The organism is Pseudomonas sp. LBUM1672, from assembly GCF_059695655.1.
On the sequence record NZ_CP166781.1, the window covers coordinates 4,888,934 to 4,913,808 of the forward strand.

The 24,875-nt window shown below is 60.4% G+C and carries 20 protein-coding genes and 1 pseudogene; 17 read left to right on the forward strand and 4 right to left on the reverse strand.

The features are described 5' to 3' along the window. Nucleotides 1-107 precede the first annotated feature (107 nt). Complete coding sequence (locus ACA053_RS22325) at nucleotides 108-1,058, reverse strand: glucokinase (protein ID WP_109634249.1); 951 nt, start codon at nucleotides 1,056-1,058, stop codon at nucleotides 108-110. Next, the gene (edd, locus tag ACA053_RS22330) at nucleotides 1,055-2,881 is read right to left on the reverse strand and encodes a phosphogluconate dehydratase (protein WP_109634251.1); all 1,827 of its coding nucleotides are present in this window, start codon (nucleotides 2,879-2,881) and stop codon (nucleotides 1,055-1,057) included. Before edd ends, ACA053_RS22325 begins: the two co-directional genes overlap by 4 nt. A gap of 220 nt (nucleotides 2,882-3,101) precedes the next feature. Between edd and gap the strand changes: the two genes are divergently transcribed. The 10 genes and pseudogenes from gap to ACA053_RS22380 all read left to right on the forward strand — a co-directional run bounded on the left by gap (nucleotide 3,102) and on the right by ACA053_RS22380 (nucleotide 14,095). Further along, nucleotides 3,102-4,103: a type I glyceraldehyde-3-phosphate dehydrogenase gene (gene gap, locus ACA053_RS22335; protein WP_010457403.1), complete on the forward strand. Its 1,002-nt coding sequence runs from the start codon at nucleotides 3,102-3,104 to the stop codon at nucleotides 4,101-4,103. Between the two features lie 16 nt (nucleotides 4,104-4,119). Continuing rightward, nucleotides 4,120-4,584: a methylglyoxal synthase gene (locus tag ACA053_RS22340; RefSeq protein ID WP_200666866.1), complete on the forward strand. Its 465-nt coding sequence runs from the start codon at nucleotides 4,120-4,122 to the stop codon at nucleotides 4,582-4,584. Nucleotides 4,585-4,674: 90 nt separating this feature from the next. Then, on the forward strand, nucleotides 4,675-5,193 hold the full coding sequence (locus ACA053_RS22345; protein ID WP_109634254.1) for an RNA polymerase sigma factor: 519 nt from the start codon (nucleotides 4,675-4,677) through the stop codon (nucleotides 5,191-5,193). A 186-nt stretch (nucleotides 5,194-5,379) separates the two neighbouring features. After that, on the forward strand, nucleotides 5,380-6,288 hold the full coding sequence (locus ACA053_RS22350; RefSeq protein ID WP_497313205.1) for a FecR family protein: 909 nt from the start codon (nucleotides 5,380-5,382) through the stop codon (nucleotides 6,286-6,288). 122 nt (nucleotides 6,289-6,410) lie between these two features. Further along, on the forward strand, nucleotides 6,411-9,002 hold the full coding sequence (locus tag ACA053_RS22355; protein WP_497393725.1) for a TonB-dependent receptor: 2,592 nt from the start codon (nucleotides 6,411-6,413) through the stop codon (nucleotides 9,000-9,002). A 114-nt stretch (nucleotides 9,003-9,116) separates the two neighbouring features. Next, the gene (locus tag ACA053_RS22360) at nucleotides 9,117-9,719 is read left to right on the forward strand and encodes a biliverdin-producing heme oxygenase (RefSeq protein ID WP_109634259.1); all 603 of its coding nucleotides are present in this window, start codon (nucleotides 9,117-9,119) and stop codon (nucleotides 9,717-9,719) included. 159 nt (nucleotides 9,720-9,878) lie between these two features. Continuing rightward, the gene (locus ACA053_RS22365) at nucleotides 9,879-10,274 is read left to right on the forward strand and encodes a YbaN family protein (protein ID WP_497393726.1); all 396 of its coding nucleotides are present in this window, start codon (nucleotides 9,879-9,881) and stop codon (nucleotides 10,272-10,274) included. A gap of 442 nt (nucleotides 10,275-10,716) precedes the next feature. Then, nucleotides 10,717-11,733, forward strand: a pseudogene (locus ACA053_RS22370) (methyl-accepting chemotaxis protein); the annotation flags it as partial. A gap of 102 nt (nucleotides 11,734-11,835) precedes the next feature. After that, entirely contained in the window at nucleotides 11,836-12,591 is a 756-nt protein-coding gene (locus tag ACA053_RS22375) for a methyl-accepting chemotaxis protein (RefSeq protein ID WP_497396226.1), read from the forward strand. 172 nt (nucleotides 12,592-12,763) lie between these two features. Next, nucleotides 12,764-14,095 carry a CoA transferase gene (locus tag ACA053_RS22380; RefSeq protein WP_497393727.1) on the forward strand — a complete coding sequence of 444 codons (1,332 nt, stop codon included), beginning with the start codon at nucleotides 12,764-12,766 and terminating at the stop codon, nucleotides 14,093-14,095. A gap of 179 nt (nucleotides 14,096-14,274) precedes the next feature. Here the strand turns inward: ACA053_RS22380 and ACA053_RS22385 are convergent, their stop codons facing one another. Both ACA053_RS22385 and arcD (ACA053_RS22390) read right to left on the reverse strand, forming a co-directional pair. Next, entirely contained in the window at nucleotides 14,275-15,138 is an 864-nt protein-coding gene (locus ACA053_RS22385) for a DNA-3-methyladenine glycosylase family protein (protein WP_497393728.1), read from the reverse strand. Beyond that, nucleotides 15,135-16,562: an arginine-ornithine antiporter gene (gene arcD / locus ACA053_RS22390; RefSeq protein WP_497313213.1), complete on the reverse strand. Its 1,428-nt coding sequence runs from the start codon at nucleotides 16,560-16,562 to the stop codon at nucleotides 15,135-15,137. The genes ACA053_RS22385 and arcD (ACA053_RS22390) overlap by 4 nt, the downstream gene beginning before the upstream one ends. A 514-nt stretch (nucleotides 16,563-17,076) precedes the next feature. Here arcD (ACA053_RS22390) and arcD (ACA053_RS22395) point away from each other — a divergent pair. From arcD (ACA053_RS22395) to gcvH, 7 genes are all read left to right on the forward strand, one after another. Beyond that, on the forward strand, nucleotides 17,077-18,504 hold the full coding sequence (gene arcD, locus ACA053_RS22395; protein ID WP_497313215.1) for an arginine-ornithine antiporter: 1,428 nt from the start codon (nucleotides 17,077-17,079) through the stop codon (nucleotides 18,502-18,504). 34 nt (nucleotides 18,505-18,538) lie between these two features. Beyond that, the gene (arcA, locus tag ACA053_RS22400) at nucleotides 18,539-19,795 is read left to right on the forward strand and encodes an arginine deiminase (protein ID WP_497313217.1); all 1,257 of its coding nucleotides are present in this window, start codon (nucleotides 18,539-18,541) and stop codon (nucleotides 19,793-19,795) included. Between the two features lie 70 nt (nucleotides 19,796-19,865). Beyond that, complete coding sequence (locus tag ACA053_RS22405) at nucleotides 19,866-20,876, forward strand: ornithine carbamoyltransferase (protein ID WP_109634273.1); 1,011 nt, start codon at nucleotides 19,866-19,868, stop codon at nucleotides 20,874-20,876. 186 nt (nucleotides 20,877-21,062) lie between these two features. Next, nucleotides 21,063-21,992 carry a carbamate kinase gene (arcC, locus tag ACA053_RS22410; RefSeq protein ID WP_109634275.1) on the forward strand — a complete coding sequence of 310 codons (930 nt, stop codon included), beginning with the start codon at nucleotides 21,063-21,065 and terminating at the stop codon, nucleotides 21,990-21,992. A gap of 12 nt (nucleotides 21,993-22,004) precedes the next feature. After that, nucleotides 22,005-22,367 (forward strand): DUF5064 family protein, encoded by a 363-nt coding sequence (locus tag ACA053_RS22415; RefSeq protein ID WP_109634276.1) that lies wholly within the window; start codon nucleotides 22,005-22,007, stop codon nucleotides 22,365-22,367. Nucleotides 22,368-22,523: 156 nt separating this feature from the next. Continuing rightward, the gene (gcsR, locus tag ACA053_RS22420) at nucleotides 22,524-24,032 is read left to right on the forward strand and encodes a transcriptional regulator GcsR (protein ID WP_497393729.1); all 1,509 of its coding nucleotides are present in this window, start codon (nucleotides 22,524-22,526) and stop codon (nucleotides 24,030-24,032) included. 459 nt (nucleotides 24,033-24,491) lie between these two features. Further along, the gene (gcvH, locus tag ACA053_RS22425) at nucleotides 24,492-24,875 is read left to right on the forward strand and encodes a glycine cleavage system protein GcvH (RefSeq protein ID WP_497393730.1); all 384 of its coding nucleotides are present in this window, start codon (nucleotides 24,492-24,494) and stop codon (nucleotides 24,873-24,875) included.

Here is a 24,875-nt window from a genome sequence, read left to right on the forward strand (position 1 = left end):
CTGGCCTCATCGCGGGCAAGCCACGCTCCCACAGGATTATCTACATTCTGAAAATGTGCGCATAACCTTGTGGGAGCGGGCTTGCCCGCGATGAAGGCGACTCGGTTTCAGGCCTGATCGAGCGCCACACCCGCACCCATCAACCCGGAATACGGCGCCGTCACCAGCCACACCGGGATGCCTTTGAAGTAATCGCTCATGCAGCCCTTGTCGGCGAAGCACCGGGCGAAACCGCTTTCAACGAAGAAATCGGCAAACCGTGGAATCACCCCGCCAACGATGTACACGCCACCGCGCGCCCCCGTGGTCAGCACGTTATTGCCGGCGACACGGCCGAGCCAGCAGCAGAACTGCTCCAGCACTTCCAGTGCAATCGGATCACCCGCCAGACCGGCAGCGGTAATCGACTCCGGGGTATCGAGCACCGGCTCATGCCCGTCCACCGCACAAATCGCCCGGTAGACCCGCGGCAAACCGCTGCCGCTCAACGCGGTTTCAGCGCTCACATGCCCGATCTCATTGAAGATGTGCTGCCACAGTTGGGTTTCACGCGGACTGCTCAGAGGCAAATCGACGTGACCACCCTCGCCCGGCAACGCGGCGAAACGGCCTTCGCCCAGGTCCAGCAAGGTGCCAACGCCCAGGCCCGTGCCCGGACCGATCACCACGGCCGGCCGCAACGGTTCCGGCGTGCCTTCGCACACAACGCGAAACTCGTCCGGCTGCAAACGGGTCATGCCCAGCGCCATGGCCGAGAAATCATTGACCAGCAACAGTTGATCGACCTGCAAGGTCTTGCAAAAACCTTTGCGACTGAGCCGCCAGTGATTGTTGGTGAACTTGAATTCGTCACCACTCACCGGGCCGGCGACCGACAGGCACACCGAGCCGATCGAACCCGGCGCCAAGCCAAGCCCGCTCAGGTAGAGGGCAATGGCCTCCTCCGGGCTGGCGTGGTCGGCCGTCGCCAACACCTGGATTGCTTCCAGTTGCTGGTTTTTCCACAACGCGAAACGTGCGTTGGTCCCACCGATGTCACCGACCAAAGCCAGTTTCAATTAAGCGTCTCCAGGGCAGAAGTAAAGGCGCTGGCGCCCTGCTCTGCGGAGCTGAAGGCCATGCGCATGAAACCAAACAGTTCGCGACCGCTGCCAATGTTATTGCCCAACAGGCCCTTGGCCGGGGTGCGCGCTGCGAATTCGTCGGCGTCCACCTTAAGCTCCAGGGTGCCTTTGACGCCATCGACGCGGATGATATCGCCCTCTTGCACCCGCGCAAGAGCGCCGCCGACATAAGCTTCGGGGCTGACATGAATTGCCGCCGGGATTTTCCCCGACGCACCGGACATGCGCCCGTCCGTCACCAGCGCGACTTTGAAGCCGCGATCCTGCAGCACGCCGAGGAACGGCGTCATCTTGTGCAACTCAGGCATGCCATTGGAGCGCGGGCCCTGGAAGCGCATCACCGCGACAAAATCCTTCTCCAGCAAACCGGCCTTGAACGCATCGGCCAAATCCTGCTGATCCTGGAACACCATTGCTGGTGCTTCGACGATCTGGTTTTCCAGAGCGACAGCAGAAACTTTCATGACGCCGCGACCGAGGTTGCCTTCCATCACGCGCAGGCCGCCTTCTGGCGAGAACGCGCGCGCGACCGGGCGAAGAATGTTTTCGTCGAGGCTTTCGATCGGGCCTTCGCGCCAGACCAGCTCACCGTTATCGAGGAACGGTTCCTTGGTGTAGCGGCTCAGGCCGTGGCCGAGCACCGTGTTGACGTTTTCGTGCAGCAGCCCGGCTTCCAGCAGTTCGCGAATCAGGAACGACATGCCGCCCGCCGCCTGGAAGTGGTTGATGTCGGCTTTGCCGTTCGGGTAGACGTGGCTCAGGGTCGGCACGACTTCGGAGAGGTCGGCCATGTCCTGCCAGGTCAGTTGAATGCCCGCGGCCATGGCGATGGCCGGCATGTGCAGCGTGTGGTTGGTCGAGCCGCCAGTGGCGTGCAGCGCCACAATCGAGTTGACCAGCGAGCGCTCGTCGACGATTTCGCCGATCGGCATGAAGTCGCCGTTCTGCTTGGTCAGGCGCGTGACCTGATGCGCCGCTTCGCGGGTCAAGGCATCGCGCAACGGCGTGTTCGGGTTGACGAAAGACGCGCCCGGCAAATGCAGGCCCATGACTTCCATCAGCAACTGGTTGGTGTTGGCAGTGCCGTAGAAGGTGCAGGTGCCGGGGCTGTGGTAGGACTTCATTTCCGATTCCAGCAGCTCTTCGCGGCTGGCCTTGCCTTCGGCGTAGCGCTGGCGCACGTCGGCTTTCTGCTTGTTGGAAATGCCCGAGACCATCGGCCCGCCCGGGACGAAGATCGTCGGCAGATGACCAAAACGCAGCGCGCCCATCATCAGGCCCGGCACGATCTTGTCACAGATGCCGAGCATCAGCGCGCCATCGAACATGTTGTGGGACAGCGCCACGGCGGTAGACAACGCAATCACTTCGCGGCTCGGCAGGCTCAGCTCCATGCCCGGCTCGCCCTGGGTCACACCATCGCACATCGCCGGAGTGCCGCCGGCGAACTGGCCGACCGAGCCGATTTCGCGCAGGGCTTTTTTGATCTGTTCAGGAAAGACTTCGTACGGCTGATGCGCCGAGAGCATGTCGTTATATGACGAAACAATCGCAATGTTGGCGGAGTTCATCATCCGCAGACTGTTTTTGTCTTCGGTGCCGCAACCGGCCACGCCGTGGGCGAAGTTGGCGCATTGCAGCTTGCCGCGCATCGGACCGTCGCTGGCTGCATCGCGAATGAGCGCAAGGTAAGCCTCACGGGTTGCACGGCTGCGGGCGATAAGCCGTTCGGTGACCTCAATTACGCGGGGATGCATGTGTAGAACTCCAGGCTAACGGATGTGGCGACCTGATTGTCTATGCTGAGCAAGAGCCGGTGTCGATGGGATGACAGACGGTTTTCTTGATCGGTCGGACCAGTTGATTCAGGTCACTCGTTGTAGATTGAACAAAATATTGCCATTAAAAAGGCTTGTTTTCTATTTTTATGCGAATAATCTTGTAATTCCAACAACAAAACGACGGCGGCCCTGTTAAATGACTCTTCGAATCGCAATCAATGGTTTTGGCCGAATTGGCCGTAACGTCCTCCGCGCACTGTATACCCAAGGCTATCGCCAGGACTTGCAGATCGTTGCCATCAATGACCTGGGCGATAGCGCGATGAACGCTCATCTGCTCAAGTACGACACTGTTCACGGCACGTTCGACGCCGATGTCCAGCACGATCAGGAAAGCCTGACCGTCAACGGCGACCGTATTGCAGTCAGCGCCATTCGCAACCCGGCCGAGCTGCCTTGGGCCGCGGAAAAAATCGATGTCGTGTTTGAATGCACCGGTTTGTTCACCGACCGTGCCAAAGCCGCCGCGCATATTACGGCCGGCGCGCGCAAAGTGATCATCTCGGCCCCGGCCAAAGGCGCCGACGCCACCGTGGTGTACGGAGTCAACCACGACATTCTGCGCCAATCGCACCAGATCATTTCCAACGCGTCTTGCACCACCAACTGCCTGGCCCCGGTGGCTCAGGTGCTTCACCGCGAGCTGGGCATCGAAAGCGGTCTGATGACCACGATCCACGCCTACACCAACGACCAGAACCTGACCGACGTCTACCACACCGACCCTTACCGCGCCCGTTCGGCCACCCAGAACATGATCCCGAGCAAGACCGGGGCGGCTGAAGCGGTCGGCCTGGTGCTGCCGGAACTGGCGGGCAAACTGACCGGCATGGCCGTGCGAGTTCCAGTGATCAACGTATCGCTGGTGGACCTGACCGTGCAGCTCAAGCGCGAAGCTTCGGCCGATGAAGTCAACGCGCTGCTCAAAGAAGCCAGCCAACACTCGAAGATTCTCGGCTACAACACCTTGCCGCTGGTCTCCAGCGACTTCAACCACAACCCGCTGTCGTCGATCTTCGACGCCAACCACACCAAGTCCAGCGGCAAGCTGCTCAAGGTACTGGCCTGGTACGACAACGAATGGGGCTTCTCCAACCGCATGCTCGATAACTGCCTGGCGCTGTGCAACGCCGAATAACCGTGGAGCAACACCGATGATCGGTATCAGCTTCACGCAAAAGACCATGGCGGCGCGCAAGCGTATCGCCCTGGTCGCCCATGACCACTGCAAGGTGTTTTTGCTGGACTGGGCCGAGCGCCAGAAAGACAAGCTCGCGCAACATGAACTGGTCGCCACCGGCACCACGGGTTTGTTATTGCAACAACGCCTGGATCTGCCGGTGGAAAGCATGATCAGCGGCCCTTTGGGCGGCGACCAGCAACTCGGTGCGCGCATCGCCGAGCAGCGGGTCGACATGCTGGTGTTCTTCTGGGACCCGTTCGAACCACAACCGCATGACCCGGACATCAAGGCGTTACTGCGGGTCGCGGCGGTCTGGAACATTCCGGTGGCGTGCAACGAATGCAGCGCCGACTACCTGCTCAGCAGCCCGATGATGGAGCAGGCTCACGCCCACCGCATCCCCGATTACGCGACCTATCTGCTGGGTCGAGCGTAGTCCTTCACAAATCAGCTTCACAAATCAGCACTTGACCACTCGAGCGGATGATAAGCATTATCATTCGCTCAAAATGGATCAGGTCCTCCCGTGAGTCAATCTCGCTTCAATCACGTCTTCATCGCCCAGCGAGTCTCTCTGCTGCGCACGCTGGAGCGGATGGTCAACAATCACAGCACCGCCGAAGACCTCTTGCAGGAGACCTACCTGCGAGTGACCCGGGCGCTGAGTGAACGGGCCATCGATCACCTTGAACCCTTCGTTTTCCAGACCGCTCGCAACCTGGCGCTGGACCATTTGCGTGCGCGGCGCATTCAGTCGCGCACGATGCTCGACGACGTGCCACTGGACGTGGTGGAAAGCGTCGCCGCCCCCGCCAGCAGCGCCGAGGATGCTGCCCATGCCGAACAATTGCTGGAGCGTTTGAACGTGAGCCTCAGTGAACTCAGCCATCGCCAGCAGCAGATTTTCATCCTTAGCCGACTGCACGGGCACAGTTATCTGGAGATCGCCGAAAAGCTCAACGTCTCATTGAGCACCGTGCAGAAAGAACTGAAGCTGATCATGGCGATCTGTATCGGCGTCGCTGAACGGTTAAACGGGGACTGAGTCTGTAGGTTTATTCTCTACCTGCCGGGATCGCCTGCGCTGGCCTTCGGGCTTTGCTACCCTTGCCCACTTTCAAGCTTCACTCATAAAACAGCCGTGCACAGACACTGCCGAGGAAACACCGTGACGGACACGCTTCCAGTGCCTCCCCCTCCGCCCTCCCCGGCGCGGGACCCCGCAAGCGCGATGGACCAGGCGTTGGACTGGCTGATCGTGCTGGGCAGTCCGAGCGAGGAACAGGCCCGACAGTTTCATGCCTGGCTGGCCGCCGATCCGTTGCATGCCGAAGCGTTCGCCAAGGCCCAGGCGATCTGGGATGGCCCGCAAGTGGTGCAATGCGCACAAAACCTCGCCGACCGGCCGCCGAAAGTCACCGTGCTGTCGCGCCTGCGCCCGCACTGGAAACCGCTGGCCACCGCCGCCGTGTTGATCCTCGGCCTGTTCAGCTTCAGCAACCTGCCGATGCGTCTCCAGGCCGATCACTTGACCGTGGTCGGTGAACGCCAGCGTCTGCAACTGGAGGACGGCTCGAAAGTCCTGCTCAATACCAACTCGGCGTTCTCCAGCACCATCAACGATCAGCAACGCGTGGCCCGGCTGTATCAGGGCGAGGCGTTTTTCGAGGTGCCGGCCAACCGCGGCCAGCCACTGGAAATCGATGCCGGACCGGTCAAGGCCAGTGTGCGCGACACCGCGTTTGCCGTGCGTTATCTGGACGGCGTGGCACAGGTTCGGGTGCAGCGTGGCGATGTCGACTTGCGAGCGACCCGCGACGACGCACGAATTCGCTTGTCCGCCGGAGAAAGCGTGCGCATCGGCCCCAACGGTTTCGACCGCCCGGCCAAGCTGGATGCCGCCACCGATTTGGCGTGGGTCCAGGGCCGACTGGTGTTCGAGAACTGCCCGCTGAACCAGGTGCTGGCGGAGCTGCGTCGCTATTATCCGGGCTGGATTATCAACAACAACGAGCAGTTGGCCGACGTCGCCGTGACCGGCAATTACCGGCTCGACCAGCCGCTGGACGTAGTCCGCTCCCTCGCTCACATCACCTCGGCACGCCTGCAGGAATTCCCCGCCTTGGTCATCCTAAACTAAATGAGAATTATTTTTACTCGATAGCGAAAGCTCGTTCGTCTCGTTATAGCCAATGCAATTGATTCGCATCTCGACATGCCAATCAGCACCTATAAAGATTCGTGCGACACGGAGCGCTATCGATGTCCTCTCGCCATACCCGCCAGTCCTCTTCACCTTCCCGCGTGCTGTCGCTGCTGACGGCCGCCATCCTGATGGCCGGTACCGCGCCGTTGATGGCCGCCACGTCTGCCCAGCAGCCAACCCGCACCATGGGCGATTACACATTTGCCATCCCGCAGCAGTCGCTGGTCTCGGCACTCAACGCCTTTACCGCGGTGACAGGCTGGCAAGTCGGCTTGCCGGCCGAACTGGCGGACGGTGTGGCCTCGCCGGGTGTGCGCGGTTCGTTGCCGCCGGAAAAAGCCCTCGATCGCCTGTTGGTGGGGACCAACCTGAGCTATCGCAAACTGGGCAGTAACAACATCGTGCTGGAGAAGCGCAGCAACAGTGGCGCGATCAACCTGGACCAGGTGACCATCAGCGCCACGCGCCAGGAACAAAGCATCGCCAGCGTGCCGAGCACCGTCACTGTTCACACCCGCGAAGAGCTGGACCGCAGCAACGTCAATACCATCAAGGATCTGGTGCGCTACGAACCGGGTGTTTCGGTGGGCGGTGCCGGGACTCGCGGCGGGATCAGCGGCTACAACATTCGCGGCATCGATGGCGACCGGATCCTGACTCAAATCGACGGCGTCGAGATTCCGAACGGTTTCTTCAACGGTCCCTACGCCAAAACCCAACGTAATTACGTCGACCCGGAAATCATCAAGCGCGTCGAGATTCTGCGTGGCCCGGCCTCGGTGCTCTACGGCAGCAACGCCATCGGCGGCGCCGTCAGCTATTTCACCCTCGACCCGGACGACATCATCAAGCCCGGCCAGGACGTCGGCGCCCGCCTGAAGACCGGGTACAGCTCCGCTGACGAGAGCTGGCTGAAGTCCGCCACCGTCGCCGGCCGTGCCGATCAGTTCGATGGCTTGCTGCATTACAGCCAACGCGACGGTCACGAAACCGATTCTTATGGCAGCAACAACGGCACCGGTCTGGACCGCACTGCCGCCAACCCGGAAGACGTGCGCGCCACCAACGTATTGGCCAAGATCGGCTGGAACTACAACGAAGATTCACGCCTCGGCCTGACCTACGAGAAGTACAAGGACGACCGCGACACCGATCAGAAAAGCGCTTACGGCGGCCCGTACTTCAACGGCCAGCCAACCATTCCTAACAGCGTGTTGCCCGGCGGCATGTACCAGTGGCGCACCGGTAACGACACCATCACCCGTGAGCGTTTCGGCCTGGAACACAGCTTCGCCCTCGACAGCCTGCTGGCCGACAACGTCAAGTGGAGCCTGAACCACCAGACCGCGAAAACCGATCAGAGCACCGAAGAATTCTATTTCCCGATCACCCGACGAGTGCTGCGCACCCGCGACACGATTTACCAAGAGAAACAATGGGTCTTCGACGCCCAGCTGGATAAAGCCTTCAGCATCGCGGACACCGAGCACTTGCTGACCTACGGCACCACCCTCAAGCAACAGAAAGTCACCGGCTCGCGCAGCGGCGACGGCAAATGCCTGGCGGTCGGTCGCGGCTGTACGGCCATCGGCGCGACCAGCGCGGCCGATGTACTGAGAAAATCCAGCGACTTCCCGGACCCGACCATCAATACCTACAGCCTGTTCGCCCAGGATGAAATCCGCTGGAACCAGTGGACCTTCCTGCCGGGTCTGCGCTACGACTACACCCAGCTCAAGCCGCACATCACCCAGGAATTCCTCAACACCGTGGCCGCCGACGGTCGCGGCACCGTGAGCGATGAGAACAAGACCTGGCACAAAGTTTCACCCAAGTTCGGCCTGACCTATGCCCTGACCGATCAGTACACCTGGTATGGCCAATACGCCGAAGGTTTCCGCACGCCAACCGCCAAGGCGTTGTACGGGCGCTTCGAAAACACCACCACCGGCTACAGCGTGGCGCCGAACCCGGACCTGGAACCGGAAAAAAGCAAAAGCTACGAAACCGGCCTGCGCGGCAACTTCGAGTCCGGCTCGTTCGATGTGGCGGTGTTCTATAACAAGTACCGCGACTTCATCAACGAAGACGCGGTCACCCCGGGTTACAGCGAGCTGACCTTCCAGAGCAACAACATCAAGCACGCGACCATCAAGGGCGCCGAGATCAAGGGCCGTCTGAACCTCGACGCGTTCGGCGCACCCCAAGGTCTCTACACCCAAGGCTCGGTGGCATACGCCTACGGCCGCAACAACGACACCGGCGAGCCGATCAACAGCGTCAACCCGCTGACCGGCGTGTTCGGCCTCGGTTACGACCAGGACAACTACGGCGGTTTGCTCAGCTGGACGCTGGTCAAGCGCAAGGATCGGGTCGACGACAGCAACTTCAAGTCGCCGGATGGCGTGAGCAGCCAGTTCAAGTCGCCGGGCTTCGGCATGCTCGACCTGACCGGTTTCTACAAAGTCACCGACGATGTGACAGTCAGCGCAGGCGTCTACAACCTGACCGACAAAAAATACTGGCTGTGGGATGACGTGCGCGGTTACGACAGCGTCGGCGAAGCGGCCGTGCTCAGCCCGGCCAACCTGGATCGCCTGACCCAACCGGGTCGCAACTTCGCGGTCAATCTGGTCTGGGATATCTGACCCAATCCACCTCACATCGCGGCTTTATAACAGCCGCGACGTGAGGATTTTTTACTGTCCGGCGCCTCCCCATTCGTCTCGTTACCAAGCGCCTCTTTTCCTCAAGGATATTTCATGACCACTCAGGACACTGCTCAACGCCCAGCTCTGCGTTCGCAACGCTTGAATCAGATCACTAACGAGCCTCACACCAGACTCGATGCGTTGGTCAAAGCCCACGCACCGTTTGAGACGCGAGCCAACTTCGCCCGTTTTGTGGCGGCGCAGTATCTGTTCCAGTCGGAACTGGCGTCGCTATACAACGATGCCGAGCTGACGGCCATCGTCCCCGACCTGCCGGCGCGCTGCCGGGCCGAAGCGGCCAAGGCTGACCTGGCGGATCTGGTAACCGAAGTACCGGCACCGGTTGCCGGCGCGGTGAAGCATCCAGGCAAAGCCGAAGCGCTGGGCTGGTTGTTTGTTTCGGAAGGCTCAAAGCTCGGCGCAGCGTTCCTGATCAAGCGTGCCGTGGGTCTGGGCCTGAGTGAAACCTTCGGCGCCCGTCACCTCGGCGAACCGGCCGGCGGCCGCGCTGAAGGCTGGAAAAGCTTCGTTAGAACCCTCGACTCGTTGGCGTTCAGTGCTCAGGAAGAGGCTGAAATCGAGCAAGCCGCTGTCGCTGCGTTCAACCGCTTCACCGTGCTGCTGGAACAGGCTTACACCCCAGAACCCGCCTGAAACACAATCCCTGTGGGAGCGGGCTTGCCCGCGATGACGGCTTAACATTCAACAGAGATGCTGAATGTTACATCGCTATCGCGGGCAAGCCCGCTCCCACAGGGGACAGAGTAAGTCTGCTAGATCCTGATCAAGCCTCAATGACCATCCGTGAGCCCTATGCCTCACCTTTCCACCTCCAAACTCACCCGAATCTTCTTCGGCCTGCTCGCCTATGTCAGCCTCGGCATCGGCCTGATCGCCATCGTCATCCCAGGCCTGCCGACCACCGAGTTCATCCTCCTCGCCGCCTGGGCCGCGACCAGGAGTTCGCCGCGCCTGAGTGCCTGGCTGGAAAACCATCGGCTGTTCGGTTCCATCCTGCGCAACTGGCACAACGGCAAAATCATCGCCCGCCGGGCCAAGGTCAGCGCCACCGTCAGCATGCTGCTGTGCGCCACGCTGATGCTGGTCATGCTCGATCACGGCTGGCCGATCTACCTGGCGATTGCCGGTATGAGCCTGGGCAATCTGTGGCTGTGGTCGCGACCGGAATCGCTGCCGAAAATCTCCTGAATTCCTGGCCTTTTCAGGGAGTTTTCCTGCGCAAACGTTCAACCATGACCGTTCGTCGGTGCCACCATCATGCATCCTCGCCCCACGCCGATGTGCCTTAAATGGCGCTGAATGGACTTGGCGAACCGGGTCGACATCGACCCACAGCCAACACTTCACCCATTCGCGAGTTCGCCCAATGTTCGACTCTCTCTCCATCCGCCTGAAAATCGTCCTGCTGTCCGGCCTGTGCCTGCTTGGCGTGGTCTCGTTGATCGTCGGCATGAACATTTACCAGACCAACCAGAACGATGAACTGGTCAGTGCCTCGAGCAGCAAGATGCTCACCGCCAGCGTGCAGGACCTGCTCCAGGCCAAGGCCGCCGAGCAAGCGGTACGGGTGCAGAAGACGTTCGGTGAAAGCCTGTTGGTGGTGACCGCCCTGGCCGATCAGATCAAGGACATGCGCGCCCTTGCCGCCAAGCGCTCGCTTGAAGCCGGGGCCCTGCGTGAAGAGTTGAACCAGAGCCTGAAAACCGCGTTCGAGCGCAACAGCAAAGTGCTGGGAATCTGGCTGGCGTTCGAGCCCAATGGCCTCGACGGCAAGGACAGTGAATTCGCCAACGACGCGGCGCGCCAGTCCAACGAAGCCGGGCGTTTCGCCAGTTACTGGAGCCGTGCTGGCGGGGCCGGGATTAACACGATCATGGTCGAAGACGACATGACCAAAACCACCTTGAGCCTCAGCGGCACGCCTTACAACAGCTGGTACACCTGCCCTCGCGACAGCAAGCGCACCTGCCTGCTGGACCCGTATGCCGACACCGTCGGCGGCAAGGAAATGCTGATGACCACCATTTCCGTGCCGCTGTTGGTGGACGGCAAATCCATCGGTGTGGTCGGCGTGGACATCGCCCTCGACGCCCTGCAAGCGGCCGCGGTCGACTCCCAACGTGACCTGTTCAACAGCGCCGGGCACATGCTGATCGTCTCCGGCAGCGGTGTACTGGCCGGTTATAGCGTCGACGCGACCAAGGTCGGCAAAAGCATCGATGCCACCCTGGGCGCAGACGGCAAGGACATCCTGCAACTGCTCAGCGGCGGCTCGCCGAAAATCCTCGAACAAGGCGATGTGATCCGTGCGGTGTACCCGGTCAGCCCGATCAGCGACTCCAAAGCTTGGGGTGTGGTGATCGACCTGCCGAAACAAGTGCTGCTGGCCGATTCGGTGAAGCTGCAAGCGGTACTCGATGACGCCCAGCAAAGCGGCACGATCAAAGCGGTGCTGGTGGCTGTCGCTGCCGGTCTGGTCGGCCTGTTGCTGATCTGGCTCACCGCTTCGGGCGTGACCCGGCCGATCAACAGCGTCGCCGAAATGCTCAAGGCGATTGCCAGCGGAGACGGTGACCTGACGCAACGCCTGCACTACAGCAAGAAAGATGAACTGGGCGAACTGGTCAGCTGGTTCAACCGTTTCCTCGACAAGCTGCAACCGACCATCGCGCAGATCAAACAAAGCATCACCGACGCCCGTGGCACCGCCGACCAGTCTTCGGAGATTGCCCGTCAGACCAGCGAAGGCATGCAAGTGCAGTTCCGCGAAATCGACCAGGTCGCCACCGCGTCCAACGAAATGAGCGCCACCGCCCACGAGGTCGCCAACAGCGCGTCGAACGCCGCCAACGCGGCCAAAGGTGCGGATCAATCGGCGCGAGATGGCATGTCGATCATCGAACGCAGCACCCGCGACATCAATCAACTGGCCGACGAAGTCAGCAAGGCCGTGACCGAAGTCGAAGCGCTGGCGGTCAACAGCGAGCAGATCGGCTCGGTGCTGGAAGTGATCCGCAGCATCGCCGAACAGACCAACCTGCTGGCCCTCAACGCAGCCATCGAAGCGGCACGTGCCGGTGAAAGCGGTCGTGGGTTTGCGGTGGTCGCCGATGAAGTGCGCAACCTGGCCAAACGCACCCAGGATTCGGTGGAAGAAATCCGCATCGTCATCGAGCGTATCCAGACCGGCACCCGAGGCGTGGTCGCCACCATGCATTCGAGCCAGACCCAGGCCCACAGCAACGCCGGGCAGATCCAGCAAGCGGTGCAGGCGTTGAGCAAAATCAGCGACGCGGTCACGGTGATCAGCGACATGAACCTGCAAATCGCCAGCGCCGCCGAACAGCAAAGCGCGGTGGCCGAAGAGGTCAATCGCAACGTCCCGGCGATCCGCACCGTCACCGAAACCCTGACTGGCCAGGCCACCGAATCGGCGCAGATCAGCAGCCAGCTCAACTCCCTGACCACCCACCAGATGAAATTGATGGATCAGTTCCGCGTGTAATTGGCCCACCGCAGATCCCCTGTGGGAGCGGGCTTGCTCGCGAAGGCGGTGTATCAGTCGACATCAATGTTGAATGATCAACCGCCTTCGCGAGCAAGCCCGCTCCCACAGGTTTCATCCGTGCGAGCAGTGTTTTGATCTATGCTCGGGCTCTCGTTCCGGAGGGCCTTCGATGACTGGTTTACTCACGTCCATTCAAGCCGCACTCGGCTTGCCGCACACACCGATTTCTTTTACGTCGAGCGGCGCCCTGCCCTCGGCGTTTGCCGTGACTGACCTGGCCTGCGCCAGCATCGCGGCCGCCGGTCAAACGGTCAGCGAATTACTGCAGCAGCACACCGGTCGTTTGCCCAGCCTTGAAGTCGACCGCCGCCTCGCGTCTTTCTGGTTTGCCACCTCGATTCGCCCCGTGGGCTGGAGCGTTCCGCCGCTATGGGACCCGGTGGCCGGCGACTACGCCACCAAGGATGGCTGGATCCGTCTGCACACCAACGCGCCGCATCACCGCGCCGCCGCCGAAAGCGTGCTCGGCGCCTGTGCCGACCGTGCCGCGATGGCGAGCAAGGTCGCGCAATGGGCGAAAACCGATCTGGAACAGGCCGTGGTCGATGCCGGTGGTTGCGCCGCCGAAATGCGCAGCTGGGCACAATGGCAGGCGCATCCCCAAGGCTTGGCGGTTAACGCCGAGCCGTTGATTCAGTTCAGCGCCGACAGCGGTCAACACGCGAAACCATGGATCGGTTCTGTGGCGCAACCGCTGGCCGGAATCAAGGTGCTGGACTTCACGCGCGTGCTCGCAGGCCCTGTCGCCAGCCGTTTCCTCGCGGGTCTCGGCGCCGATGTGTTGCGCATCGACCCACCGACCTGGAACGAACCGGGCGTGGTGCCTGAAGTCACCTTGGGCAAACGCTGCGCGCGGCTGGACCTGCACAACCATGATGATCGAGCCGTGTTCGAAAGCCTGCTCAAGGACGCCGATATCATCCTCCACGGCTACCGCGCCGATGCACTGGAAAAGTTGGGTTACGGTGCCGCCGAGCGTGAAAAACTGGCACCGGGCCTGATCGATGTGTGCCTCAACGCCTATGGCTGGAGCGGCCCGTGGCAGCACCGCCGCGGCTTCGACAGCCTGGTGCAGATGAGCAGCGGAATTGCCGATGCGGGGATGCACTGGAAAAAAGCGAACAAGCCGACACCGTTACCGGTTCAGGCTCTTGATCATGCAACCGGGTATTTGATGGCGGCTACGGCGATCACGTTGTTGGGGCGTGGTGGGTCGGCGCGGTTGTCGTTGGCGCGCACGGCGAAGTTGTTGATTGAAAACGGTGCCGGGACGGATGAAGCGTTGCGGGCAGAAGATGAAAACGATCAAGGGATGTTGATTGAGCAGACGCCCTGGGGGGCGGCGCATCGGCTTCATGTGCCGTTGAAAATCACCGGGACGCCCTTGCAGTGGGCGCTTCCGGCTGCTGAATTGGGCTCCCATCGCGCGCAGTGGTGGTGACCGTTCTGGCCCCATCGCCAGCAGGCTGGCTCCCACAGTGAATCTGTATCGTTCACAAAACCTGTGGGAGCCAGCCAAACCAAATCATCAAAACCAAGACAGTTGCCCCACAGCGGATTTATGTCGATCACACAACCTGTGGGAGCCAGCCTGCTGGCGATGAGGCCGGCACAAACAACTCAATCCATCCGGCTCAGCGACGTCCAAAGAAGCTGCGCCGCATACCCACGCCAGGGCCGCCAAGCCTCGGCCCGCAGCAACAACTCCCGCGCCGTCACCGCCCCACCCTCAAGCGCCGCCAGCGCATTGATCAACCCCACATCCCCACTCGGAAACGCGTCCATCTCCCGCAACTGCCGCAACGCAATGTACTGCGCCGTCCAGTCGCCGATCCCGTGCAACGCCAGCAACCGCGCCACACCGTCCTGCCGTCCCGGCTCAAACAGCAACGGATCATCCAGCAATGCCTCAGCCACGCCGGACAAAGTCCGACCGCGACTTTTCGGCATGCCCAACGTCGCCAGATCCGCCTCCGCCAACACGGCTGCGTCAGGAAACACATGCGTCAATCCCGGTATCGGCGACGGCAAGGGCTGTCCATACTGCGCCACCAGTTTCCCCGCCAATTTGATCGCCGCACCCACGGTAATCTGCTGCCCGAGTACCGCACGAACTGCCAGCTCCAATCCATCCCAGGCACCCGGCACACGCAGACCCGGACGCTCGGCAATCAACCGCTCCATCAACGGATCAGCGGCCAATTGCCGATGGATCGCCGGCAAATCCGCATCCAGATCAAACATCCGTCGCAGCCGCGCGACGATCTGCGGGACGGCCGCCGGATCAGGAAAATCCAGCGTCACTTCCAGCGCATCGCCCGCCACGGGGAGGATCGAAAACGTACCGTGAACACCGTTCAACCCGATGCTGCGCGAGTAAACGCCATCGGCCAGCGTTTCCATCCCGGCCACCGCCCGCGCCGACAAAAAACCCAACATTGCCGACCAGTCATACGGCGGTTGATACGCCAGCAGCACTTTCACAACGACAGCAACCCGCTGTACAACCCGTACGCCGCCAGCCCTGCTCCGCTGATGACACAGGTAAAAATCCCTTTCTCGATATGCGTGAACAACGGCTCGCCCTGCTCATGCTTGGCCTTGGCAAACAAGATCACTCCTGGCGCATACAACAACGCCGACAGTAGCAAATATTTCACCCCGCCCGCATACAACAGCCACACTGCGTAACCCAGGGCGATGCCGCCGATCATCAGGTCTTTGGTGCGCTCGGCCGACGCATGCTCGTAAGTTTCGCCGCGCCCGCTCAACAGCACCGCGTACGCCGCCGACCACAGGTATGGCACCAGAATCATCGAAGAAGCAAGGTAGATCAGGCTGGTGTAAGTGCCGGCGGAAAACAGGGTGATCAGCAGGAAAATCTGGATCATCACATTGGTCAGCCACAGCGCATTGACTGGCACACGGTTGGCGTTTTCCTTGGTCAGGAAGGCCGGCATGGTCTTGTCCTTGGCCGTGGCGAAGAGGATTTCGGCGCAGAGCAGCGCCCAGGACAGCAATGCACCGAGTAGCGAAATCGCCAGGCCGATGCTGATCAACAGCGCGCCCCAAGGGCCGACAATGTGTTCCAGCACTGCGGCCAGCGACGGGTTCTGCAGGGTGGCCAGTTCGGGCTGGCTCATGATCCCCAGGGACAATACGTTCACCAGCACCAGCAACGCCAACACGCCGATAAAACCGATGACCGTGGCCCGGCCGACGTCCGAGCGTTTCTCCGCTCTTGCCGAATACACACTGGCGCCTTCAATGCCGATGAACACGAACACGGTGACCAGCATCATGTTGCGCACCTGGTCCATCACGCCGCCGAAATTCGGGTTGCTGCGGCCCCATATGTCACGGGTGAAGATGTCAGCCTTGAAAGCTACGGCGGCGATGATGATGAACATGATCAGCGGCACGATCTTGGCCACGGTGGTCAGCTGATTGATGAACGTCGCCTCCTTGATCCCGCGCAGCACCAGAAAATGCACGGCCCACAGCAGCACCGAGGCGCAGCCGATGGCGATCGGCGTATTGCCCTGGCCAAACACCGGAAAAAAATAGCCGAGGGTGCTGAACAGCAACACGAAATAACCGACGTTGCCCAGCCAGGCACTGATCCAGTAACCCCAGGCCGAGGAAAACCCCATGTAATCGCCGAACCCGGCCTTGGCGTAGGCGTACACCCCGGAGTCAAGTTCAGGCTTGCGATTGGCCAAAGTCTGGAACACGAAGGCCAGGGTCAACATGCCTACCGCGGTGATCGCCCAACCGATCAATATCGCCCCGGCATCGGCACGCGCCGCCATGTTTTGCGGCAAGGAAAAAATCCCGCCGCCGATCATCGATCCCACCACCAGGGCGATCAGCGCACTCAGGCGAAGCTTTTGCGTCGGTTGCGACATGCGACATCCCCTTTTACTGCACTGAATAGGTGGCTAGGAGCTTGCTCCCGCTGACTGCACAGCAGTCCCTGTTTGAGCCGGTACACGCCCCAACGGGAGCCAAGTCACTCGCCCCAAATAGATGACTTTAACTAAATAGAGACAGCGTAATAATGTTTATTAATTAATGCCAACGGCCATATTTATTTATAACCTTTCACTCTATTGCGACCAAAAGAAATAGCGCTTTTGTCGGACAATCCTAATAAATCAATAGGGCTCCGAAATCAGGGAGCAATACTTGCTAAAACCCAAAAACAAACTAGCGTCTAGACTTCAATGGGTACGCGTTAATTCTTCTTCCAATAGCTGAGGCCTCTGGAAATGGCTTTTGCGGCAATAGTCTTATGCCTTCCAAAAACCTGTAAGTCTTTAATTAACAATGGAATGTGAGCATGCATTGATCTAAGTCAGATGATTGAACAGCAAACGAAATTAAACTGTTTTCTCTCTTCTCCTGCACTGGAGTCATGCAATGTCTGAATCCCCCGGAAAACTGAAACTCGGTGCACTCGTCGCGCTGGTTGTCGGCTCGATGATTGGTGGCGGGATCTTCTCTTTGCCCCAGAACATGGCCGCCAGTGCCGACGTCGGTGCCGTGCTGATCGGTTGGGCCATTACCGCCGTCGGCATGCTGACCCTCGCGTTTGTCTTCCAGACCCTTGCTAACCGAAAACCTGATCTGGACGGCGGTGTCTACGCCTACGCCAAGGCCGGGTTCGGCGATTACATGGGTTTCTCGTCCGCCTGGGGTTACTGGATCAGTGCCTGGCTGGGCAACGTCGGTTACTTCGTTCTGCTGTTCAGCACCCTCGGTTATTTCTTCCCGATCTTCGGCGAAGGCAACACAGTTGCTGCAGTGATCGGTGCGTCGGTGCTGCTCTGGGGTGTGCATTTCCTCGTGCTGCGGGGGATCAAGGAAGCGGCGTTCATCAACCTGGTGACCACTGTCGCCAAGATCGTGCCGCTGCTGCTGTTTGTCCTGATCGCAATTTTCGCCTTCAAACTGGACATCTTCACCGCGGACATCTGGGGCTTGAAAAACCCGGACCTGGGCAGCGTGATGAACCAGGTACGCAACATGATGCTGGTCACCGTCTGGGTGTTCATCGGCATCGAAGGCGCGAGCATCTTCTCGGCCCGGGCGGAAAAACGCAGCGATGTCGGTAAAGCCACCGTGATCGGCTTTATCACCGTGCTGCTGTTCCTGGTGCTGGTGAACGTCCTGTCCCTGGGCATCATGACCCAACCGGAACTGGCCAAACTGCAGAACCCGTCGATGGCCGCGGTGCTGGAACATGTCGTTGGTCCGTGGGGCGCGGCACTGATCAGCGTCGGTCTGATCATTTCCCTGCTGGGTGCGCTGCTGTCGTGGGTGCTGCTGTGTGCGGAGATCATGTTCGCTGCCGCCAAGGACCACACCATGCCGGCGTTCCTGCGCAAGGAAAACGCCAACCATGTGCCGGTCAACGCCTTGTGGCTGACCAACGCGATGGTGCAGGTGTTCCTGATCATCACCCTGTTTTCCGCAAGCACTTACCTGTCGCTGATCTACCTCGCCACCTCGATGATTCTGGTGCCGTATCTGTGGTCGGCGGCTTACGCGCTGCTGCTGGCGGTGCGCGGCGAGAGCTATGAAAACGCCGCGTCCGAACGCAGCAAAGACCTGTTCATCGGCGCCGTCGCCTTGATCTACGCGGTCTGGCTGATTTATGCCGGCGGCGTCAAATACCTGCTGCTCTCCGCCCTGCTCTATGCGCCTGGCGCGATCCTGTTCGCCAAGGCCAAGCTTGAAGTCAACAAACCGGTTTTCACCAACGTCGAGAAGCTGATTTTCGCAGCCGTCGTCGCGGGCGCCCTGGTGGCGGCCTACGGGCTGTATGACGGCTTCCTGACCCTGTAACACCCCATTTTTTGTCATCTGGAGGATCACGGTAATGACCACGGAAAAAGTTAAGTACGGCGTCCATTCCGAAGCCGGCAAACTGCGCAAAGTCATGGTTTGCTCCCCCGGCCTGGCCCACCAGCGGCTGACCCCGAACAACTGTGACGAGCTGCTCTTCGACGATGTGCTGTGGGTGGCCCAGGCCAAGCGTGACCACTTCGACTTCGTCACCAAAATGCGTGAACGCAACATCGACGTTCTGGAAATGCATAACCTGCTGACCGACATCGTCGTCATCCCTGAAGCGCTGGACTGGATCCTGGAACGCAAGGTCACTGCCAACTCGGTCGGCCTGGGCCTGATCAACGAAGTGGGTTCGTGGCTGCGCAGCCTGGAACCGCGGCATATCGCCGAGTTCCTGATTGGCGGCGTTTCCGCTGATGATTTGCCGGACAGCTTCGGCGGCAAGACCATTCAGATGTTCCGCGATTTCCTCGGCCACTCCAGCTTCATTCTGCCGCCGCTGCCCAACACCCAATTCACTCGCGACACCACCTGCTGGATCTACGGTGGCGTGACGCTGAACCCGATGTACTGGCCGGCGCGTCGACAGGAAACCCTGCTGGCCACCGCCATTTATAAATTCCATCCACAGTTCACCAACGCCGACTTCGAAATCTGGTACGGCGACCCCGATCAGGATCACGGCAGCGCCACCCTTGAAGGCGGCGACGTGATGCCAATCGGCAACGGCGTGGTGTTGATCGGCATGGGCGAACGCTCGTCCCGCCAGGCGATCGGCCAACTGGCGGTGAACCTGTTCAAGAACAAAGCCGTCGAGAAAGTCATCGTTGCCGGCCTGCCGAAATCCCGCGCCGCGATGCACCTGGACACCGTGTTCAGCTTCTGCGACCGCGACCTGGTGACGATCTTCCCGGAAGTGGTGAACCAGATCGTCGCCTTCACCCTGCGCCCTGACGAAAGCAAACCGGGCGGCATCGACATTCGCCGCGAAGAAACCAACTTCCTCGACACCGTGGCCAAGGCCCTCAACCTCAAAACGTTGCGCGTGGTGGAAACCGGCGGCAACAGCTTCGCCGCCGAACGCGAGCAATGGGACGACGGCAACAACGTGGTGGCCGTGGAGCCCGGCGTGGTGATCGGTTATGACCGCAACACCTACACCAACACCCTGCTGCGCAAGGCCGGGGTGGAAGTCATCACCATCAGTGCCGGCGAACTCGGACGCGGCCGTGGCGGCGGCCACTGCATGACCTGCCCGATCATTCGCGACCCTATCGACTATTAATTCCTGTGCCCGGCTTCGCGCTCATAAAGCGTGAAGCCGGCGGATAACCGAAACCAAAGGAGATCCAACCATGGCTTTCAACATGCGCAACCGCAGCCTGCTCTCGCTGATGCACCACACGACTCGCGAGCTCAATTACCTGCTGGACCTGTCCCGTGACCTCAAGCGCGCCAAATACACCGGCACCGAGCGTCCACACCTGCAAGGCAAGAACATCGCGCTGATCTTCGAAAAAACCTCGACCCGCACCCGTTGCGCCTTCGAAGTCGCGGCCCATGACCAGGGCGCCCACGTCACCTACATCGACCCGGTGTCGTCGCAGATCGGCCACAAGGAAAGCATGAAAGACACCGCCCGCGTGCTGGGGCGGATGTTCGACGCCATCGAGTACCGCGGCTTCGAACAGGAAATTGTCGAGGAGCTGGCCAAGTTCGCCGGTGTGCCGGTGTTCAACGGCTTGACTGCTGAATTCCACCCGACGCAAATGATTGCCGACACCCTGACCATGCGTGAGCACAGCGACAAACCGCTGCACGACATCAGCTACGCCTACCTCGGCGACGCACGCTACAACATGGGCAACTCGCTGCTGATGATCGGCGCCAAACTCGGCATGGACGTGCGCATCGCCGCACCAAAAGCCCTGTGGCCGCATCAGGATTTCATCGACCAGTGCAAGGCATTCGCTGAAGAAAGCGGCGCACGCATCACCATCACCGAAGACCCGAAAGAAGCGGTCAAGGGCGTGGACTTCATCCACACCGATATCTGGGTGTCCATGGGTGAGCCGGTGGAAGCGTGGGACGAGCGCATCGAGCAACTGCTGCCGTACCAGGTCAACGCCGCGATGATGAAGGCCTCCGGCAATCCGCGCGTGAAGTTCATGCACTGCCTGCCGGCGTTCCACAACAGCGAAACCAAGGTCGGCAAAGACATCGCCGCGCGGTATCCGCACTTGGCCAACGGTGTCGAAGTGACTGAAGAAGTCTTCGAATCGCCGGCCAACATCGCCTTCGAGCAAGCGGAAAACCGCATGCACACCATCAAGGCGATTCTGGTATCGGCGCTGGCGGATATCTAACGGCTCACGCGGCTCTCACTGACGGAACATGGTCAATGTGGGAGCTGGCCTGCCAGCGATGGCAGCGCCGCGGTGCATCTGACAGACCGCGGCGATCCCATCGCGAGCAGGCTCGCTCCCACAGGGTCAGGGTTCCATCGACAGACCGAGTTGCCCGCTTACTGCTCTTTTAGAAGGACATGCATTATGCGTATCGTCGTTGCTCTGGGCGGTAACGCCCTGCTCCGCCGGGGTGAACCCATGACCGCGGACAATCAACGCGCCAACATCCGGATCGCCACCGAACAGATCGCCAAGATTTATGCCGGCAACGAACTGGTGATCGCTCACGGCAATGGTCCGCAGGTTGGCCTGCTGTCGCTGCAAGCCGCGGCCTACACCTCGGTTTCGCCTTATCCGCTGGACGTGCTCGGTGCCGAAACCGAAGGCATGATCGGCTACATCATCGAACAGGAACTGGGCAACCTGCTGGACTTCGAAGTGCCCTTTGCGACCCTGCTCACCCAGGTCGAAGTCGATCCCAACGACCCGGCGTTCCAGGCCCCGAGCAAACCCATCGGCCCGGTCTACACCAAGGCCGAAGCAGAGAAACTCGCTGCCGAAAAAGGCTGGGCGATTGCCCCGGACGGCGATAAATACCGTCGTGTAGTGGCCAGTCCAAGACCCAAACGCATCTTCGAAATCCGCCCGATCAAGTGGTTGCTGGAAAAAGGCAGCATCGTGATCTGCGCCGGCGGTGGCGGCATCCCGACGATGTACGGTGCCCACGGCAAGCTGCAAGGCGTGGAAGCGGTAATCGACAAGGACCTGTGCTCGGCGCTGCTGGCCGAACAGCTGGAAAGCGATCTGCTGGTGATTGCCACCGACGTCAGCGCGGCGTTCATCGACTTCGGCAAACCGACCCAGAAAGCCATCGCCCAAGCCCACCCCGACGACATGGAAAAACTCGGCTTCGCCGCCGGCTCCATGGGACCAAAGGTGCAGGCAGCCTGCGAGTTCGCCCGCCATACTGGAAAAACTGCGGTGATCGGTTCACTCTCGGACATCGAAGCGATCGTCCAGGGCAAGGCCGGCACCCGTATCAGCACGGCAAAACCTGGCATTACTTATTTATAAGGAGAAACGTCAATGGCAACGTTCGAGCCCGGCCACTTGCACATCGAGCGCCACGCGCTGACCCCGGATGATGTCAACTACAACGTGCACCTCGACTATGAGGTCAGCAAGAACGACAAAGGGGATAAAGGCATCCAGTTCACCATGCACGGCAGCATGCAGGGAAAGGACATGACAGAGACCTTCTTTCTGCCCAAGGAGGAGGCTTACAACTTCGCCAACAACGTGACAAAGATCGCCGAGAAGTACGGAATTCCGAAGACACACAGCCAGATCGGCTCGGTTCACAAGCATTACGATTTAATGTTTGAAGACATCCGAAAGCAGTTGGATATGAAGTCCGGCGACCCGGTCAACCTCGAGAACTTCGAGTAACCCCAATTCCCTGGATGAACGCTGTACCTGTGGGAGCGGGCTTGCTCGCTCCCACAGGGGATCATCGTTGCTCTGAAGTCCCGCGCAGGATTTCACCATTCGCCCGCCCCAAGGCATACTTGCCACCCTCCGTATTCCAGAACCCAAAACCGCCCCATGCGTATCCACGTCAGCTTCATCGACCGCGTCGGCATTACCCAGGAAGTCCTGGCCCTGCTCGGTGGGCGCAATCTCAATCTGGATGCGGTGGAAATGGTCCCGCCCAACGTTTACATCGACGCGCCGACCCTGAGCCCTGACGTGCTCGAAGAGCTGCGCGACGCCTTGCTCAGCGTGCGTGGCGTGCAAGCGATGACGGTGGTCGACATCCTGCCCGGCCAACGTCGGCACTTGCAGCTCGATGCGCTGCTCGCCGCCATGACCGACCCGGTGCTGGCCCTCGACAGCGACGGCAAAGTGCTGCTGGCCAACCCGGCGCTGATCGCTTTGTATGGCCGTGAGCCGGCCGGCGAAAGTGTCGCCGACCTGTTTGCCGACCCGGCGCTGCTCGGCGTATTGCTCGAAAACGGCTTCCGCCTGCCACTGCGCGAAATCACCGTCAACGGTCAGACCCTGCTGCTGGACGCTACCCCGATCACCGACGCCGGCGCCCTGCTGACCCTGTATCAACCGAACCGCATCGGCGAACGTCTCTCGGCGCTGCACCACGATCACGCCGAAGGTTTTGACGCGTTGCTCGGCGAATCCCCGGCGATTCGAACCCTCAAGGCGCGCGCCCAGCGGGTGGCGGCCCTTGATGCGCCGCTACTGATCCAGGGCGAAACCGGCACCGGCAAGGAACTGGTGGCGCGGGCCTGCCATGCGATCAGCGCGCGGCACAGTTCGCCGTTCCTGGCGCTGAACTGCGCGGCATTGCCAGAGAACCTCGCCGAAAGCGAACTGTTCGGCTACGCCCCCGGTGCCTTCACCGGCGCGCAACGGGGCGGTAAACCGGGACTGATGGAACTGGCCAACCAAGGTACGGTGTTTCTGGATGAGATCGGCGAGATGTCGCCGTACTTGCAGGCGAAGTTGCTGAGGTTCCTCAACGACGGCAGCTTCCGTCGAGTCGGGGGCGATCGCGAGGTGAAGGTCAACGTACGGATCCTCAGCGCAACCCACCGCAATCTGGAAAAAATGGTCAGCGAAGGTTCGTTCCGCGAAGATTTGTTCTATCGCCTCAACGTCCTCAACGTCGAAGTCCCGCCCCTGCGCGAACGCGGTCAGGACATCCTGCTGCTGGCCCGCTATTTCATGCAGCAGGCCTGCGCGCAGATCCAGCGCCCGGTATGCCGACTGGCCCCCGGCACGTACCCGGCATTGCTGGGTAACCGCTGGCCGGGCAACGTGCGGCAATTGCAGAACGTGATCTTCCGTGCAGCAGCGATTTGCGAAAGCAGCCTGGTCGACATCGGCGACCTCGACATCGCTGGCACATCCGTGGCGCGCCAGAGTGACAGCGAAGTCGACAGCCTTGAACAGGCGATGGAAGAGTTCGAGAAAACCCTGCTGGAAAAGCTGTACGTCAGCTACCCCTCAACCCGGCAACTGGCGAGCCGCCTGCAAACGTCCCACACCGCCATTGCCCATCGGCTGCGCAAGTACGGCATTCCCAACAAGCCGTGAGGCTTGTGGCGGAAACACTGTCTCCCTATCACCATAGATCCCTGTGGGAGCGGGCTTGCCCGCGATAGCGATCTAACATTTGACATCATTGCTGGATGTGATGGACCCATCGCGGGCAAGCCCGGCTCCCACAAGGTTCTGCATAGCCTTCAGGACCGAGCTCAAAAACGACCTCCAACTGTACTGAAAGCGCTACAGCGGAACGATATCGATACACCGTTCCCTAATCACCGCTGTGCAAGGCGTTGATCCACTTAGGCTTTTTTCTTGGCCTTCCGCTGTAGCGATTTCGATACAGCTATCGATTTCCCGCCACCCGCCATACAACCTAAGCAATTGATTTATAACAATAAAAAAACATTGGCCGCGAAATTGCTTAGTAACCCGCCATAAAGCAGGGCTTTAGCCCGAGCATTCCATCGCGTCCACCAGACGAGTCTGGCCCCCTTAGGAGTTTCCATGAGCGAGTTGCGTTTTACTGAAGATCACGAATGGCTGCGCACCGAAGCTGACGGCAGCGTCACTGTCGGCATCACCGCCTTCGCACAGAACGCCTTGGGCGACGTGGTTTTCGTACAACTGCCTGAGCTGCAGTCCTACGACAAAGGCGCTGAAGCCGCCACCGTGGAATCGGTAAAAGCCGCCAGCAGCGTGTACATGCCACTCGACGGTGAAGTGCTGGAAGTGAACCCGGCGCTGGACAGCAGCCCGGAACTGGTCAACGAAGATCCGCTGGGCGAAGGCTGGTTCTTCCGCTTCCAGCCAACCGACGCCTCGGCTGTCTCCAAACTGCTGGATCAGGACGCCTACGACCGTCTGATCAAAGCCAACGCCGAAGCCTGA